The organism is Streptomyces sp. NEAU-174, from assembly GCF_052665095.1.
Genome location: NZ_JBQTCE010000017.1, coordinates 181,916 through 198,568, shown reverse-complemented (window position 1 = coordinate 198,568; position 16,653 = coordinate 181,916). Strand labels below are relative to the sequence as shown.

At 72.3% G+C, this 16,653-nt stretch carries 11 protein-coding genes; 8 read left to right on the top strand and 3 right to left on the bottom strand.

Features of this window, described 5'->3' with window-relative positions; translation table 11 throughout:
* A complete protein-coding gene (locus ACT2CW_RS39000) occupies positions 1–1,851 on the top strand; it encodes a glycoside hydrolase family 97 catalytic domain-containing protein (RefSeq protein ID WP_445520022.1) in 1,851 nt (616 codons plus the stop codon).
* Positions 1,852–2,129: 278 nt separating this feature from the next.
* Here the strand turns inward: ACT2CW_RS39000 and ACT2CW_RS38995 are convergent, their stop codons facing one another.
* Both ACT2CW_RS38995 and ACT2CW_RS38990 read right to left on the bottom strand, forming a co-directional pair.
* Positions 2,130–2,954, bottom strand: coding sequence for a TetR family transcriptional regulator (locus ACT2CW_RS38995; RefSeq protein ID WP_182473626.1), 825 nt, complete (start codon positions 2,952–2,954; stop codon positions 2,130–2,132).
* Positions 2,955–3,081: 127 nt separating this feature from the next.
* On the bottom strand, positions 3,082–4,920 hold the full coding sequence (locus ACT2CW_RS38990; RefSeq protein ID WP_445520021.1) for a 3-hydroxyacyl-CoA dehydrogenase family protein: 1,839 nt from the start codon (positions 4,918–4,920) through the stop codon (positions 3,082–3,084).
* 394 nt (positions 4,921–5,314) lie between these two features.
* On the opposite strand from ACT2CW_RS38990, the gene ACT2CW_RS38985 reads away from it, so the two are divergent.
* Positions 5,315–5,995 carry a HEAT repeat domain-containing protein gene (locus ACT2CW_RS38985; RefSeq protein ID WP_086885149.1) on the top strand — a complete coding sequence of 227 codons (681 nt, stop codon included), beginning with the start codon at positions 5,315–5,317 and terminating at the stop codon, positions 5,993–5,995.
* Between the two features lie 37 nt (positions 5,996–6,032).
* On the opposite strand, the gene ACT2CW_RS38980 is transcribed toward ACT2CW_RS38985, so the two are convergent.
* Positions 6,033–7,085, bottom strand: coding sequence for an Rv2578c family radical SAM protein (locus ACT2CW_RS38980; protein ID WP_445520020.1), 1,053 nt, complete (start codon positions 7,083–7,085; stop codon positions 6,033–6,035).
* Between the two features lie 159 nt (positions 7,086–7,244).
* Between ACT2CW_RS38980 and ACT2CW_RS38975 the strand changes: the two genes are divergently transcribed.
* From ACT2CW_RS38975 to ACT2CW_RS38950, 6 genes are all read left to right on the top strand, one after another.
* Positions 7,245–7,688 carry an SRPBCC family protein gene (locus ACT2CW_RS38975; protein WP_037958771.1) on the top strand — a complete coding sequence of 148 codons (444 nt, stop codon included), beginning with the start codon at positions 7,245–7,247 and terminating at the stop codon, positions 7,686–7,688.
* A gap of 239 nt (positions 7,689–7,927) precedes the next feature.
* On the top strand, positions 7,928–10,498 hold the full coding sequence (locus tag ACT2CW_RS38970; RefSeq protein WP_445520019.1) for an MFS transporter: 2,571 nt from the start codon (positions 7,928–7,930) through the stop codon (positions 10,496–10,498).
* Between the two features lie 560 nt (positions 10,499–11,058).
* Positions 11,059–13,662 (top strand): SpoIIE family protein phosphatase, encoded by a 2,604-nt coding sequence (locus tag ACT2CW_RS38965; RefSeq protein ID WP_445520018.1) that lies wholly within the window; start codon positions 11,059–11,061, stop codon positions 13,660–13,662.
* Positions 13,659–14,378: a class I SAM-dependent methyltransferase gene (locus ACT2CW_RS38960; RefSeq protein ID WP_445520017.1), complete on the top strand. Its 720-nt coding sequence runs from the start codon at positions 13,659–13,661 to the stop codon at positions 14,376–14,378. Before ACT2CW_RS38965 ends, ACT2CW_RS38960 begins: the two co-directional genes overlap by 4 nt.
* 106 nt (positions 14,379–14,484) lie before the next feature.
* Positions 14,485–15,318 (top strand): M55 family metallopeptidase, encoded by an 834-nt coding sequence (locus ACT2CW_RS38955; RefSeq protein WP_138916894.1) that lies wholly within the window; start codon positions 14,485–14,487, stop codon positions 15,316–15,318.
* Positions 15,311–16,651, top strand: coding sequence for a M20/M25/M40 family metallo-hydrolase (locus ACT2CW_RS38950; protein ID WP_445520016.1), 1,341 nt, complete (start codon positions 15,311–15,313; stop codon positions 16,649–16,651). The genes ACT2CW_RS38955 and ACT2CW_RS38950 overlap by 8 nt, the downstream gene beginning before the upstream one ends.
* Positions 16,652–16,653: the final 2 nt, after the last annotated feature.

Below are 16,653 nucleotides of genomic sequence, written 5' to 3'. Positions count from 1 at the left end.
ATGCATACGGCACGATCAAAGGTCACCAGAGCCGTGGCCGCCCTCGCCTGCGCGGCCGCCGTGCTGGTGCCGCTCCGGGCGGCGGCGGCATCGGACGGTCGTGCGCAGGACTGGCGGCTGACCGGAAAGGGGCAGGTCAGCGGCGAGCTCAAGCTGAACAACGAGGGCGCGCTGACGCTGGCCGCGCGCCATGGCGCCACCACCGTGCTGCGCCCGTCGGGCCTGGGCATCCGCACCGCCGAGACCGATTTCAGCAAGGGCTTGCGGTTCGCGGGGCGCAGCGACCGCACGGTCCATGAGACCTACACGACCACCACCGGCCGCCGCACCCACCACACCTCCGACGCCTCCGAGTCGACCTTCACCTTCCGCAAGGACGGGCGGACGCTGAAGGTGGTCATCCGGGTCTCCGCCGACGGTCTGGCCTACCGCTATGTGCTGCCGGACAAGGGGACGGTCACCGTGCTCGGCGAGAGCACCGAGTACGCCGTCCCGCCGTCCGCCGACTCCTTCCTCCTGCCGTACGACAACGGCCGCCAGGACTACGAGTCCGCCCATGACCACGGCACGGTGGCCGACGCCAAGGCGGGCGACTACGGCTATCCGTCGCTCTTCCACATCGGCTCCAGCTGGATGCTGATCGAGGAGGCGGACCTCAACAGCTCCTACGGCGGCTCCCGGCTCACCCTCGACTCCGCCACCGACCGCTTCAAGCTCACCCTCCCCGACCCCGCCGAGGTCAGCGGCCCGGGGCTGACCACCCCCTGGCGGACCATGGTCATCGGTGACCTCGCCACCGTCACCGAGAGCGATCTGCCGACCGATCTGGCCGCCCCCTCCAAGGTCGCCGACACCTCCTGGATCAAGCCGGGCAAGGCGGCCTGGTCCTGGTGGTCGGACGGGCAGAGCCCGACCAGCCTGGACGCCCAGAAGAAGTTCGTGGACTTCGCGGCCCGCGAGGGCTGGGAGTACATCCTGGTGGACTCCGGCTGGAGCGACTCCTGGATGCCCGAGCTGACCGCGTACGCCAATGAGAAGGGCGTCGGCGTCTGGCTGTGGGCCCGCTGGCAGACGATCGACGCGCAGAGCGAGCGGGACCGGCTGTTCCCGCTGTGGAAATCCTGGGGGATCGCCGGGCTGAAGATCGACTTCCTGGAGTCGGACGGCCAGGACCGGATGCGCTGGTACGACGCGGTCTTCAAGGACAGCGCCCGGCACAAGCTGATGCTGAACTTCCACGGCGCCACGATCCCGCGCGGCCAGGAGCGGACCTGGCCGCAGCTGATGAGCACCGAAGCGGTCAAGGGCGCCGAGGGCACCCGCCCCAAGCCGGGCCGCCAGCCCTTCCCGGCGGCGCACTACACGACCCTGCCCTTCACCCGGAACCTCATCGGGCCCATGGACTTCACCCCGGCGACCTTCACCGGTGTGCGGCCCACGAGTGACGCGGCCGAACTCGCGCTGTCGGTCGTCTACGAGTCCGGGGTGCAGCACTTCGCCGACAGCGTGGAGTCGTACGAGAGCAGGCCGCAGGAGCTGAAGTTCCTGAACCAGGTGCCCACCGTGTGGGACGAGACAAAGCTGGTCGACGGCGACCCCGGCGACCGCGCCGTCCTGGCCCGCCGCTCCGGCGACACCTGGTACCTGGGCGCGATCACCTTGGGCGAGGCCCGCACGCTGGACGAGCCGCTGAGCTTCCTGGGCAAGGGCGACTGGCGGATCGAGGTGTGGAAGGACGGCCCGGACGGCAAGGTCGTCACCGAAACCCAGGAGGTCACGGCGACCTCCCGCCTCAAGGTGACCACCCCGAAGAACGGCGGCTACGCAGCGAAACTGACGAAGACCAGCTGAGGCGCCCGCGCCCGCGCCGCCCCGCACCGGGGCGGCGCAGACGCGGCCCGGGCGGGGCCCGCCTGTGGGGGGCGGACCCCGCCCTCGTCCCCGCCGCGACGGCGAGGTGGGAGGGGGCGGATGCCGCCCCCACTCCCCGCCGCGACGGCGGGACGCCCGACGGTGGAGTCCGGCGGTGCCGAACCGACCTCGCAGGCGGGCCCCAGCCCAAGACGTGGTTCACCGGGCCCAGGGGCCAGCCCAGAACCAACGAACCCGGCGAACCCCAAACCGCAGCGCTAGCGCTGCAACGCTTCCTTGATCGTCCGCATAACCTCCGTCAGCGGCGCGTCCGTCCGCGCCACCATCACCACCACCTCGTCCTCCTCCTTCGCCGAGACCGTCGCCGCGGGCCGCCCGCCGGCCACGGCGGGGCGCCCCCCGATGCCGCTCCCGAACGTCTCGCGGACGATCGCGAACGCGTGGTCAAGCTGGGACTCCACATCGCCCTGGCCGCCCGCCCGCAGCCAGCGCCGCAGCACATGGTTGTGGGCCGTGACCACGGCCGACGCGGCGACCTCGGCCAGCAGCGGATCGTCGTCGCCGTCGTGGTGGGCGCCCTCGTCGAAGTGGCCCAGCAGATAGCGGGTGAACAGCCGCTCGTAGCGGGCCACCGAGGCGATCTCCCGCTCCCGCAGGGCCGGGACCTCACGGGTCAGCCGGTAGCGCTCCACGGAGACGGCGGGCGAGGCCGCGTACATCCGCATGACCTCCTTGATCCCGCGGCACACGGTGTCCAGGGGGTTCTCATGCGGAGGCGCCGCGTCCAGTACCGCCGCCGCCCGCACCAGCGTGTCGTCGTGGTCCGGGAAGATCGCCTCTTCCTTGGAGCGGAAGTGCCGGAAGAAGGTGCGCCGGGCCACCCCCGCCCTGGCCGCGATCTCGTCGACGGTCGTCGCCTCGTACCCCTGCGTCGCGAACAACTCCATCGCCGCGGCCGCGAGTTTGCGGCGCATGGACAGACGCTGAGCCGCGGCGCGGCGGCTTCCCGCGCTCTCACCGCCACCGGACGAGGGGGTTCGCTTCGTACGCTCCGTACGCGTGGCCTTCACGGGCTGGGACATGTGGGGAACGTAACACGCTTGTGAGTGCCGGTGCGGGGGCAGACCGACGGAAGGCTCCAGCAGCCCGCCCCACCGGGAACCGGAGTCCGACGGTCCGCCCCACCCGGAGGCGTACTCGGGCTCGTACTCAGGCTTTGGCATACTCGCGGAAGCCGCGCCCGGTCTTGCGCCCGAGGCAACCGGCGGCCACCAGATGCTCCAGCAGCGGCGCCGGCGCCAGGCCCGGCTCACGGAACTCCCGGTGCAGCACCTGCTCGATGGCCAGCGACACATCGAGCCCCACGACGTCGAGCAGTTCGAAGGGTCCCATCGGATAGCCGCCGCCCAGTTTCATCGCGGCGTCGATGGCGTCCGGGGTGGCGTAGTGCTCCTGGACCATCTTCACGGCGTTGTTGAGGTACGGGAACAGCAGGGCGTTCACGATGAACCCCGCCCGGTCGCCGCAGTCGACCGGGTGTTTGCGCACCGCCGCGCACACCGCGTGCGCCGTCGCGCGCACATCGTCCGCGGTCAGCACGGTGTGCACCACCTCGACCAGCTTCATCGCGGGCGCCGGGTTGAAGAAGTGCAGGCCCACCACGTCCTGCGGGCGCGAGGTCACCCGCGCGCAGGCGACGACCGGCAGCGACGAGGTGGTCGTGGCCAGCACCGCGCCCGGTTTGCAGACCTTGTCCAGCACCCGGAACAGCTCCTGCTTGACCACCAGGTCCTCGGCCACCGCCTCCACGGCCAGGTCCACGTCCGCGAACGCGTCGAGCGCGTCGGCCGGGGTGATCCGCGCCAGCGCCCGCTCCCGGGCCTGCTCGCTCATCCGCCCCTTGGACACCGACCTTTTCAGGGATTTCCCTATGCGGGCCTTCGCCGCCGCGGCCTTCTCCAGGGTCCGGCCCGCCAGCACCACCTCCAGGCCCGCCTTGGCGAAGACCTCGGCGATCCCGGAGGCCATGGTGCCCGAGCCGGCGACGCCGACGGCGCGCACGGGGCGCGCCCCTTCCGTGGAGTGCCCGACCTCGGCCGTCGCGGCGTCCGGGACGATGGTGCCGCTGCCCGGCGCCTCGTACGTGTAGAAGCCGCGGCCCGCCTTACGGCCGGTGAGCCCGGCCTGGGCGAGCTGCCCCAGGATGGGCGCGGGCGCGTGCAGCCGGTCGCCGGAGGCGGCGTACATGGCCTCCAGGACGGTGCGGGCGGTGTCGACGCCGATCAGGTCGAGCAGGGCCAGCGGGCCCATCGGCAGCCCGCAGCCGAGCCGCATCGCGGCGTCGATGTCCTCCCGCGCCGCGTACTTGGCCTCGTACATCGCGGCGGCCTGGTTGAGGTAGCCGAACAGCAGCCCGTCGGCGACGAACCCGGGCCGGTCGCCGAGCGCCACCGGCTCCTTGCCCAGGTCGCGGGCGAGCGCGGTGACCGCCTCGACGGCCGCGGGCGCGGTCAGCACGCAGGAGACGATCTCGACGAGCTTCATCGCGGGCGCCGGATTGAAGAAGTGCAGGCCCAGGACCCGCTCCGGATGGGCGGACTCGGCGGCCAGCCGGGTCACCGACAGCGCGTTGGTGCCGGTCGCGAGGATCGCGGCGGGGCTGACCACGGTGTCCAGCTCGGCGAAGACCTCGTGCTTGGTGTCGTAGTCCTCCGGCACCACCTCGATCACCAGCTCCGCGTCGGCGGCGGCGCGCAGATCGGTGGAGACGCGGAAGCGGTCGAGGATCTCCGCCCGCTCCCGCTCGCTGATCCGCTCGCGGTGCACGGCGCGGGCGGTGGCGACCTCGAGCGCGGTGACGGCTCGGCGGCAGGCGCTTTCGTTGATGTCGATACCGATCACCTCGCGGCCCGCCCGGGCCAGGATCTCGGCGATGCCGGTGCCCATCGTGCCGAGCCCGACGACGGCGACAGTAGTGAGCGGGGCCCGGGAGGGGGAGAGATCAGAGGGGGACGTAGTGCTGACGCCGGTGTGTGGGAGACGGTCCATCGCGGACTCCAGAGGGTGTTCCCCGGATGCGGGGATGAAGTGACGACTGAGGGGAGCTCGTGTCATGCCACTGCTGCCGTTCACGCCACGCACGCGCGGGGGGCTGACGCGGCTGACACAAATCCCCGATGGAAGGGCTTGCACGCTCCCTTACGGACAGCGCCGCACGGAGGAAACTGCCCGTGGGAGACACGCGGCCGGCCCTGTCCCGGGGCCGGGCCTCAACTGCTGTTCTGGAACTGCCGAACCGACGTCACACAAGGCGGCTGCGTCACCAGGCCGCCGGAGCAGGGGTGCTGCTCGTGTCGCCATATTAACTCGCGGGTAACCAAGATGCCAGAGCTCAAAGTGAGGCCGTGCCGGAACACGGCCCACCGGGGAGGGGAGACCTCGTATGGACGATGAATTCCGGACGCTGACGGAGCGGGTACGGGCCTCGCTCTCAACCCCCCAGGAAACCGCGGCCCATGCCTCGCTGCTCGCGCTCGTGCGCCAGGGCACCCCCGCCGCGCGCGAACAGCTGGCCCGCATCCTCGTCGCGCCGGAGCAGCCGCTGTGGGCCCGCGAGACGGCCGCCTTCGTGCTCGGCAGCGCCAAGGACCGCCGGGCCTTCGAAACCCTTGTCCTCCTGCTCAACTACCGCGAGCCGGCCCGCTGTGCGACCGCCGCCCGGGTGCTGGCCCGGCTCGGCGATCCGCGCACCGCGCGGGCCGCCGCCGCTCTGGCCACGAACCCGCTGCGCACCGCGTACTCACTGCACCCCATCCGGCTGCTGGTGGAGCTGCGGGCCCCCGAGTCCGTACCGGCCCTGGTGGCCGCCCTGGAACGGCAGTTGGCGGCCCGCGACCGGCACTGGGCGATCGCCCGCGCCTGTGTGGAGGGCCTGGGCGCGATCGGCGACGAGCGCGCCATCCCGGCCCTGACCGCCGCCGCCCAGCACATACGCCTCAGCGCGGCGGCCGCCGCCGCGCTGGCCCGGATCACCGGCGAGGGCGCCGTCACGGGCGGGGGCGCGCCGGAGTCGGCGGGCCAGGGCGGCGCGGCGGAGAAGGTGGGTGAGGCGCGGGTGCCGTGAGGGGAAGCGGGGCGGCGGGTTTTCAGGGTCGTGACAGTCAGAGCAGTGACAGCTGGGCCGGCGACGAGCCGGCCTGGGCGTCCGGCTCCTCCTCGGTCCGGGCGTCCGGCTTCTCGGACACCTTGCGGTGGGCGCCCGGCGCGTACGGACCGATGCCGTACTCGGCGGCGAAGTCGTGCACCATCCCGGTGATCCGCCGCTGGTACCACTTCGGGGCGTAGGACCCGCCCTCGTAGAGCGCGTCGTACCGCCGCAGCAGCCGGGGGTGGTGGTGGGTGAGCCAGGCGGTGAACCACTCACGGGCGCCCGGGCGCAGATGGAGCACCAGCGGGGTCACGGAGCTGGCGCCGGCCTCCGCGATCGCCCTTACGGTGGCCCGCAGCTGCTCGGGGGAGTCGCTGAGGAAGGGGATCACCGGGGCCATCAGCACACCGCACGGGATCCCGTGGGAGGACAGCGTCCTTACGGCGTCCAGGCGCCGCTCGGGCGAGGGCGTGCCCGGTTCGACGGTGCGCCACAGCTCGCCGTCGGTGAAGCCGACCGAGACCGAGACGCCGATGTCGGTGACGCGCGAGGCCCGCCGCAGCAGCTCCAGATCGCGCAGGATCAGGGTGCCCTTGGTGAGGATCGAGAAGGGGTTGGCGCGCTCGGTGAGCGCCGTAAGGATGCCGGGCATGAGCCGGTACCGGCCCTCGGCGCGCTGGTAGCAGTCCACGTTGGTGCCCATGGCGATGTGCTCGCCGGTCCAGCGGCGGGAGGCCAGCTCGCGGCGGAGCAGCTCCGGCGCGTTGGTCTTCACCACGATCTGGGAGTCGAAGCCGATCCCGGTGTCCAGGTCGAGATAGCTGTGGGTCTTGCGCGCGAAGCAGTAGACGCACGCGTGGGAGCAGCCGCGGTACGGATTCACCGTCCACTCGAACGGCATCCGGGAGGCTCCGGGCACCCGGTTGACGATCGAGCGCGCCCGGATCTCATGGAAGGTGATCCCGCGGAACTCCGGGGTGTCGAAGGTCCGGGTGGTCACCGCGTCCGCGGCGAAGAGGGCCGGGGTGGCCGCCGTGTCGTCTCGGGTCAGGTTGTCCCAGCGCATCGCAGGCACCTCCGGGTGTCGCTCGTTACCACAATAGAACACATGTTTGATTGGTTTTCGTCAACCCCGGATTTGGGCCGGTGCCCCTGAGGTGGTTGGCTTGCGCCTGTCAGGGCGTCAAGGGCTGAAGGCGCCACGTCGAGGGCGGAAGGAAATGCGATGGGGCAGGTCGAGGCCACAACGGAGCGGATCGTCACGGGTAAGCCCGAGGATGTGTTCGACGCACTCGCCGACTACCGCGACACCCGCCCCCGGCTCCTCCCGCAGCAGTTCAGCGAGTACGAGGTGCGCGAGGGCGGCGACGGTGAGGGCACCGTCGTGCACTGGAAGCTCCAAGCCACCAGCAAGCGGGTGCGCGACTGCCTGCTGGAGGTCACCGAGCCGTCCGACGGTCAGCTGATCGAGAAGGACCGCAACTCCTCGATGGTCACCACCTGGACCGTCACCCCGGCGGGTGAGGGGAAGTCGCGGGTCGTCGTCACCTCGACGTGGACCGGCGCGACCGGTATCGGCGGCTTCTTCGAGCGGACCTTCGCCCCCAAGGGGCTGGCCCGGATCTACGACGAACTGCTGGCCAAGCTCGCGGCCGAGACGGCCGAATAGCGCCTATGGCGCCCATGGCGTCCTGATCCCGGCTCCGTTCCGCCCCTGCCCCGTCCCCCGGACCGAGCGTCACACTCACCGGTTCGGGTGGTTTTCTCCGCGGTTCCGCATACCCCCGTACACACTCTCACCGGGGCGAATGCCGTCCGCGGCCCCTTGTCGGCGATTCGTCGCTGTTTGCCCCCCGTTGCGCGTGATGCGAGAAATGGGCGGCGCAGACGTGACGAGGGGAGAAGGACGTGGGCGGCACCACCGGGACCACCGGCGCCACCGTGCCCAAGCGGCGAGAGAGCCATGAGCACGGCGGGTACGAACCGGCGGGCCCTCCCGCCCACGCCACCGACGACGGAACGGACGACGGAGCCGAAGCCGGCGGCGCCGGGGCGGGTGCGGCGCCGCCCCCGGCGGACGGCGCCGCCCCGGTGCCCGCCCCGCTCAGCCCGGCCCGGGTGCGGATGGTCTTCTTCGGGCTGATGCTCGCGCTGCTGCTCGCGGCGCTCGACCAGACCATCGTCGCCACCGCCCTCCCCGAGGTGGTCGGCGAACTCCACGGCCTGGGCAAGATGTCCTGGACCGTCACCTCCTACCTGCTCGCGGTCACCGTCGTCCTGCCGCTCTACGGCAAGCTGGGCGATCTCATCGGCCGTAAGAGCGTCTTCGTCTTCGCGATCGTCGTCTTCATCGCCGGATCCGCGCTCGCGGGCTGGTCACGCACGATGGAGGAGCTGATCGCCTTCCGGGCGGTGCAGGGCGTGGGCGCCGGCGGTTTGATGATCGGCGTCCAGGCGATCATGGCTGATATTGTTCCCCCGCGGGAACGTGGCCGCTATATGGGGCTCATCGGCGCCGCGTTCGGCCTCGCCTCGGTGGCCGGGCCGCTGCTCGGCGGGTTCTTCACCGACCATGCCTCCTGGCGCTGGTGCTTCTACGTCAACGTCCCCTTCGGGCTGCTCACCCTCGCCGTCGTGGTCGCCGTCCTCAAGGTGCCGGAGCCGCCGCGGCGGGCCCGTTTCGACTATCTGGGCGCGCTGTTCCTGTCCCTGTTCTCCACCTGTGCGGTGCTGCTGACGAGTTGGGGCGGCACGGAGTACGCGTGGGGCTCCCGCGTCATCCTCGGGCTCGCCCTGGGGGCGGCGGGTTCGGCGATCCTCTTCGTCGTCGTGGAGTGCGTCGTCCCCGAACCGATCATCCCGATGCGGCTGTTCCGCGACTCGGTCTTCTGCGTCAGCGGGCTGATCGGCGCCGTCATCGGCGTCGCCCTCTTCGGCGCTGCCAGCTATCTGCCGACGTTCCTCCAGATGGTCGACGGAGTCTCGGCCACCGAGTCGGGGCTGCTGATGGTGCCCATGATGGGCGGCATGGTGCTGGCCTCCATCCTCTCCGGGCACCTCATCAGCACCACCGGCCGCTACAAGGTCTTCCCCGTGGTCGGCGGGCTGATCTCCATCGGCGGCATGTGGCTGCTCTCCCGGCTGGAGGAGGACACCACCCGCCAGGACTACAGCCTGTGGATGGGCGTCCTCGGGCTCGGTATCGGGCTCGTCCTGCCGGTGCTCATCCTCGCCGTGCAGAACTCCGTGCCCGCGGCCGACCTCGGCTCGGCCACCAGCGCCAACAACTACTTCCGGCAGATCGGCGGCAGCGTCGGCGCGGCCGTCTTCGGCACGCTCTTCGCCAACCGGCTCACCGACCGCCTCCAGGTCGACCTGCCCTCCGGGGCGGCGTACGGGAGCGGCGGCGACGGAACCGGTCTGCCCGACCCCGACTCGGTCACCCCGCAGATGGTGCACGCCATGCCGGGCGCCCTGCGTGACGGCTACATCGCGGCGTACGCCCACGCCATACCGCGGATCTTCCTCTATCTCGTGCCGGTGCTCGTCCTGGGCTTCCTGCTCGCCTTCCTCCTGAAGGAGAAACCTCTGGTGTCCCACACCGACTATGCCGTCCAGCAAGACCCGCAAGATCTGCACGACCCCGTGGTGCCGGCCGCGCGCACCGGTGCCCGGCCCCGGCACGCCGCGGCCGCCTCGCCCACCGCGCCGCCACCCACCGCGGGCGTCCCCGTCTGCGGCACGGTCCAGCACCACGACGGCAGCTCGGTCCCACGGGCGGCCCTGACCCTCATCGACGTCGGCGGACGGCAGATCGGGCGCGGCGCCACCGGAGAGGACGGGCGGTACGCGCTGAGCACCCCCGGCGCCGGGTCGTACGTCCTGATCGCGGCGGCCGGCGGCCACCAGCCGCGGGCGGTCAGTGTCACCGTCGGGGACCGGCCGGTCGAGCTGGACGTGGTGCTCGGCGGCGCGGGCCGGCTCGCCGGTGCCGTCCTTACGGCGGACGGCACGCCCGTAAGGGAGGCGACGGTCACCCTGACCGATGTGCGCGGCGAGGTCGTCGCGGCCACCCGCAGCGGCCGCGAAGGGGGCTATGTGATGGACGAGTTGGTGGCGGGCGAGTACACCCTCGCCGCCAGCGCCCCCGCGTTCCGCCCCGCCGCCCTCCCCGTCACCGTCCAGGCCGCCCGCGAGACCCGGCAGGACATCGAACTGGCTGGTGGCGCGGTCCTGCGCGGTGTCGTCCGGGCCACCGGCGGCCGGGTGGTTGAGGACGCCCGGGTCACGCTGCTGGACGCGGCGGGCAATGTGGTCGACACGGCGACCACGGGCCAGGACGGCGCGTTCCGCTTCATCGATCTGTCGGCGGGCGAGTACACGGTCATCGCGTCCGGCTACCCGCCGGTGGCGACGGTCCTCCAGATCGCGGGCGGCGGCCGTACGGAGCGCGATCTCCAACTGGGCTACGAGGACTAAGCGCTCCGCTGGAAGTGTCGCGATGGGTCGTCGGCCGACTGCGGCGCCGTCGTGGCTGGTCGCGCCCGCGCGGCGGAGCCGCATATCGACACAGCCGCGGCGGAGCCGCACATCGACACGGCCCCGCGCCCCTTCGGGGCGCTGCCCGAACTAGCGGACTTCCTCCGACCTGCTTAGGGGGCGTCCGGCGGCTCATGACGCCTGCGGCGGTCTGTCCCCCCTCCCCGCCCCTTCCCACAGCGTCGATTTGCGGCTTCGCCGCGCGGTGGGGCTCCGCCCAGTCCCCGGGCCGGGGCTTCGCCCCAGATCTTGGGCCGGGGTTTCGTCCCTTCCCGCAGCACCGATACGCGCCTCCGTCGCGAGTGCCGGGGTCCAGGGGTGGGCCCCTGGTAGCGGGAAGGGGCGGGGAGGGGAAAGATCCGCCGGGGCGCGCTGCGGTGGCTCCCTCGCACGTACCCGCACATGACACCTATTCGGGTATTGCCTCCCGCAGCCGCCCGCAACAGCCGTACCGTGGGTAGCGCTGTCGCAGATCTTGCGTGCGAAGGAGTCTTCCGCCTATGGAGTACGGCACGTCGCGCTGCGACGACGGCCAGGGCGAGCCGCCCGTGGTGCCGGAGCAGCGCAGGGGTGTCCACGGGAGGATGCCGCTCGCGGTCGTCGTCATCGACGCCGAGGGGCGGGTCACACACTGGAGTTCGGGGGCGCGCAGGCTCTTCGGACCCACGCGCCAACAGGCCGTCGGCCGGCTCGCCGTCGACCTGATGCCGGTCTCGGGGGCGTTACGCGGCGCCGAGGTGCGCACCGACGCGACGGGCAGCCCGGAGCTCGACGACTCGCGGCTCGGCACCGTGTACTACCCCACCGCGGGGCGGGCCCGTATGGCGGAGCCGGGCCATGGTCAGGTGGACGTCCTGTGGTGGGCGTATCCGCTGGTGGGCCCCGGCCCGGAGCGGCTGCTGGTGCTGGCGGCGGACACCAAGGGGGTGGGCGGGGACGCGCTGGGGCGCGACGACCGGATCGGGCCCGGATTCGCGCTGCACACCGAGTTCCCCGGCGCCGAGCGGCTGGCCGGCCGGCTGCCGGACATCCTGCCCAACATGGGCCCGGCCACGGCCGGCCGGATCGTCGCCCAGGTGCTGGAACTGGGCTATCCGGTACTGGAGATCAGCCACCACGAGCGCGTCCCGGTGACGCCGGACTGGGGGATGCCCCGCTACCGCGAGCGCCGGGCGCGCCAGGAGGCCATACGCCGGAGCGCGATCGCGGCGGGCGGCGCGCCGGTGCAGGCGCACGCCCCCGAGCGTGCGCCTGATCCCGACGACGTCGACCTGGAGTACGCGCCGGACCCCGACGACGTGGACCCCGACGACGTGGACCTGGAGTACGCGGCGGTCCGCGAGCGGCTGGAGTTCCTCAACGAGGTCAGCGGCCGCATCGGCACCTCGCTGGACCTCGCCCGCACCATCCGCGAGGTGACCAGCGCCGCCGTCCCGCGCTTCGCGGACTTCGCCGGAACCCATCTGCGCGCCCAGGTCCTGGCGGGCGAGGGGTTCCCCGACGGCCCGCCGGACGTCACCACCGTCTGGCACCGCGTCTGGGTCGAGCACAACGACGAACCTGGCCGCTGGGACGACACCGTGCCGGTCGGGGAGAGCATCGCGTTCCCCGAGCACACCCCGTTCTTCCAGTGCATGGTCACGGGCGAGCCGGTGCTGATCCCGCACATCAGCGACGAGGTGGGCGACCGGATCGCCGGGCAGTTCGAGAAGCGCGACCTCAGACCCCTGATCAACGGCCGGTCGATCCTGATCGTGCCGCTCAAGGCGCGCGATGTGGTGCTGGGATTCATGGTGCTGCTGCGGCGCCCGGGGCGGGAGCCGTTCGACGACATGGACCGCACGACCGGCGCCGAACTGGCCGCCCGCGCCGGGCTCGTGCTCGACAACGCCCGGATGTACACCTACCAGGAGAACGTCGCCGAGACGCTCCAGGACAGCATGCTGCCCCAGGTGACACCGCGCATGGCGGGCTGCGACACCGCCACCCGCTATCTCCCCGGGACCCGGCTCGGCCGGGTCGGCGGAGACTGGTTCGACACCATCAAGCTGCCCGGGTCGCGCACCGCGCTGGTGGTCGGCGACGTCATGGGGCACGGGCTCACCTCGGCGGCGATGATGGGGCAGTTGCGGACCGCCGTGCAGACCATGGCCGCGCTCGATCTGCCGCCCGCCCAGCTGCTGCGCAACCTCGACGATCTGGCCCAGCGGCTCGGCGAGCACTATCTGGCCACCTGTCTGTACGCCGTCTACGACCCCGTCAGCTCGGAGCTGGTGGTCGCCAACGCGGGCCATATCCCGCCCGTGCTGGTGCGGGCCCAGGACGGCCGCAGCGAGCTGCTGAACCTGCCGACCGGGGCGCCGATCGGCGTGGGCGGGGTGCCCTTCGAGACGGTGACGGTGCGGGTGGCGCCCGGCGACCGGCTGGTGCTGTGCACGGACGGCCTGGTCGAGGTGCGGGGCCAGGACATCGGCGCCGGGATCGCCGCGCTGTGCGAGTCCGCGGCGCATCCGGCGGCGTCCATGGACGACGCCTGCGACACCATCATCCGGGCGCTGGCCGCCGCGTCCCGGGATACGGACGGCCGCGGCGGCCGTAAGGACGACGTGGCGCTGCTGATGGCGCGGCTGAACGGCATACCGGCCGAGGACGTCGCCCAGTGGCGGCTCGCGCTGGACCCCAGCGAGGTCGGGCGGGCGCGCTGGCTGGTCCGCGAGCGGCTGCTGCGGTGGGGGCTGCCGGAGTCCGTGGAGACCGCCGAGCTCCTGGTGAGCGAGGCGGTGACCAACGCGATACGGCACGCCCACACCCACCATGTGCGGCTGCGCCTGGTGCGCACCGACGCCTTGCTGTGCGAGGTCACCGATGACGACCACGAACTGCCGGCGCTGCTGAGCGCGGACCGCGACGCCGAGAGCGGGCGCGGGCTGCGGGTGATCAGCAAACTGGCGCGCGAGTGGGGGACGAGCCGCACGGGGCGCGGTAAAACGGTGTGGTTCGAGCAGGCGTTGGCACATCCGGCCGAGCAGGCGTCGCCACACCCGGCCGAGACGCCCGCGCATCCGGCCGATCAGACGTTGGCACACCCAGGGGAGCGGCGATGAGCGTCTCGGAGCGCTACCGGCAGGCGTGGGAGAGTTACTGGCGGGAGACCTCGGACGCCCCGGGGGACGCCATCTGGGACGCGGACCCCTCGCTGAGCGCCGCCCCGCACTTGGACCTGCTCGCCCCGCACGCCGACACCTCGCTGCCGATCGTCGACCTGGGCTGTGGGAACGGCACCCAGACCCGCTATCTGGCCGCCCGCTTCGGGCGGGCGCTTGGTGTCGATCTGTCCCAGGCCGCGGTGGAGCACGCACGGCGCGCCGACCCGGCGGGCGCGGCGGAGTACCGGCGGCTGAGCCTGACGGACGCGGCCGCGGTGGCGGATCTGGCCCGGCGGCTCGGCGACACGAACGTGTATATGCGGGCGGTCATCCACCAGAGCGACGCCGCCGACCGGCGTCCGGTCGCGGAGGCGGTGGCCACGCTGCTGGGGCGGCGCGGGCGGGGCTTCGTCGTGGAGCTGACGGCCGGGTCCAAGGCCGTGCTGGGGGAGCTGGCGGCGAGCCCGGGCGGTCCGCCGCCGAAGCTGCGCCGGGTCTTCGACCACGGGCTGCGGCCGGCCGACGCGGCGGACAAGGAGGTGCCGGAGGTGCTGGCGGAGGCCGGGCTCGAGATACTGGCCGACGGCCCGACGGCCCTGGCCCAGACGGAGCAGTGGCCGGACGGCTCCCGGGTCGAGCTGCCGGCCCGCTGGTTCGTGGTCTCGCGGGCGTAGTCCGACGCGGCGGGCGCACCCCGCGCGCCGCAGGCGGGAGCGGTGGACTGGACCAGTTATCCACAGGGGTGGTTCGGGTCGGGCGCGGCGCGTAACGTTTCGAGGCATGAAGATCCTCATCAGCGCCGACATGGAGGGCGCCACCGGCGTGACCTGGCCGGCTGATGTGCTGCCCGGCACCCCGCAGTGGGAGCGCTGCCGCCGTCTTTTCACCTCCGATGTGAGCGCGGCCGTCGCGGGGTTCCTCGACGGCGGTGCGGACGAGGTGCTCATCAACGAGGCGCATTGGAGCATGCGCAATCTGCTGCTGGAGGAGCTGGACGACCGCGCGCAGATGCTCACCGGGCGGCACAAAACCCTGAGCATGGTCGAGGGCGTGCAGCACGGCGATGTGGACGGGGTGGCGTTCGTCGGCTATCACACCGGCGCGGGCACCGAGGGCGTCCTCGCCCACACGTACTTGGCCAATTCCATCACCGGCGTATGGGTGAACGGGGCGCGGGCGAGCGAGGGCAGGCTCAACGCACTGGTGGTCGCCGAGTACGGGGTGCCGGTGGTACTGATCACCGGGGACGACAAGACCTGCGAGGACGCCAAGGACTATGCGCCCGACGCCCGGTGCGTCGCGGTCAAGGACTATGTCTCGCGCTATGCGGCGGTGTGCCGCACCCCCGCCCGCACGGCCGCGGACATCCGGGAGGCGGCGCGCGAGGCGGCGGTGCTGGCGGTGCGCCATGAGCCCGCCCGCGGCGGGCCGTTCACGCTGGAGCTGGAATTCGACGCCGAGCATCTGGTGGGGGCGGCGAGCGTCGTACCGGGCGTGGAGCACAGCGGCGAGCGTCGCGTCGCGTACACCTCACCGACCATGTACGAGGGGATCCGCTGCTTCAAGGCCGTCACGACGGTCGTCTCGGCCGCGGTGGAGGAGCAATATGGCTGACGGGGAGCGCGCCGAGGCGATCGACGCCCAGGCGCTCGAGGAGGTGGTGCGGTTCACCTCCGATCTGATCAGGATCGACACCACGAACCGGGGCGGCGGTGACTGCTCGGAGCGCCCGGCCGCCGAGTACGTGGCGGAGATGCTGGGCGATGTGGAGATCGAGCCCACCCTGCTGGAGCGGTCGCCGGGGCGCACCAATGTCGTGGCCCGGATCGAGGGCACCGACCGGTCCGCGCCCGCGCTGCTGGTCCACGGCCATCTGGACGTGGTCCCGGCCGAGCCCGCCGACTGGACCGTGCACCCCTTCTCCGGGGAGGTGCGCGACGGGGTCGTCTGGGGCCGGGGCGCCATCGACATGAAGGACATGGACGCGATGGTGCTCGCCGTCGTCCGGGCCTGGGCGCGGACGGGCGTGCGGCCGCGCCGGGACATCGTGCTGGCCTTCACCGCCGACGAGGAGGACAGCGCCGCCTGGGGCGCCGGCTTCCTCGCCGACCGTCACGCCGAGCTCTTCGAGGGCTGCACCGAGGGCATCAGCGAGTCCGGAGCCTTCACCTTCCACGCCGGGTCCGGGATGCGGATCTACCCCATCGCGGCGGGGGAGCGCGGCACGGCCTGGCTGAAGCTCACCGCGCACGGCCGCGCCGGACACGGCTCCAAGGTCAACCGGGACAACGCGGTCAGCAGACTGGCCGCCGCCGTCGCCCGCATCGGTGAGCACAGCTGGCCGGTCCGGCTGACGCCCACGGTGAAGTCAGCGCTCACCGAACTGGCCGCGCTCCAGGGCATCCCGGCGGAGGTGGACGCCCCGGACTTCGACGTCGACGCCCTGCTGGCCAAGCTGGGGCCCGCCGCCGCCCTGATCGAGCCCACCGTGCGCAACAGCGCCAACCCCACGGTGCTCGAGGCCGGTTACAAGGTCAATGTGATCCCGGGCAGCGCGACCGCTTATGTGGACGGGCGGATGCTGCCCGGCGGCGAGGAGGAGTTCCACGCCACCCTCGACCGGCTCACCGGCCCGGATGTGGAGTGGGAGTTCCACCACCGGGAGCGCCCGCTGGAGGCGCCGATCGACACCCCCACCTACCGGGCGATGCGCGCCGCCGTCGAGCACTTCGACCCGGGCGCCCGCGCCGTGCCGTACTGCATGTCGGGCGGCACCGACGCCAAGCAGTTCTCCCGGCTCGGCATCGCCGGATACGGCTTCTCACCGCTGCGCCTGCCCGAGGGCTTCGACTACCAGGCGCTCTACCACGCCGTGGACGAGCGGGTGCCGGTGGAGGCCCTGCACTTCGGCGTCCGGGTGCTCGACCACTTCCTGAAGAGGGCGTGAGG

Bases quoted from the DNA above. Each gene is read 5' to 3' on its own strand.
- ACT2CW_RS39000 (WP_445520022.1), top strand. From the start codon at position 1: ATGCATACGGCACGATCAAAGGTCACCAGAGCCGTGGCCGCCCTCGCC.
- ACT2CW_RS38995 (WP_182473626.1), bottom strand. From the start codon at position 2,954: ATGTCCCAGCCCGTGAAGGCCACGCGTACGGAGCGTACGAAGCGAACC.
- ACT2CW_RS38990 (WP_445520021.1), bottom strand. From the start codon at position 4,920: ATGGACCGTCTCCCACACACCGGCGTCAGCACTACGTCCCCCTCTGAT.
- ACT2CW_RS38985 (WP_086885149.1), top strand. From the start codon at position 5,315: ATGGACGATGAATTCCGGACGCTGACGGAGCGGGTACGGGCCTCGCTC.
- ACT2CW_RS38980 (WP_445520020.1), bottom strand. From the start codon at position 7,085: ATGCGCTGGGACAACCTGACCCGAGACGACACGGCGGCCACCCCGGCC.
- ACT2CW_RS38975 (WP_037958771.1), top strand. From the start codon at position 7,245: ATGGGGCAGGTCGAGGCCACAACGGAGCGGATCGTCACGGGTAAGCCC.
- ACT2CW_RS38965 (WP_445520018.1), top strand. From the start codon at position 11,059: ATGGAGTACGGCACGTCGCGCTGCGACGACGGCCAGGGCGAGCCGCCC.
- ACT2CW_RS38960 (WP_445520017.1), top strand. From the start codon at position 13,659: ATGAGCGTCTCGGAGCGCTACCGGCAGGCGTGGGAGAGTTACTGGCGG.
- ACT2CW_RS38955 (WP_138916894.1), top strand. From the start codon at position 14,485: ATGAAGATCCTCATCAGCGCCGACATGGAGGGCGCCACCGGCGTGACC.
- ACT2CW_RS38950 (WP_445520016.1), top strand. From the start codon at position 15,311: ATGGCTGACGGGGAGCGCGCCGAGGCGATCGACGCCCAGGCGCTCGAG.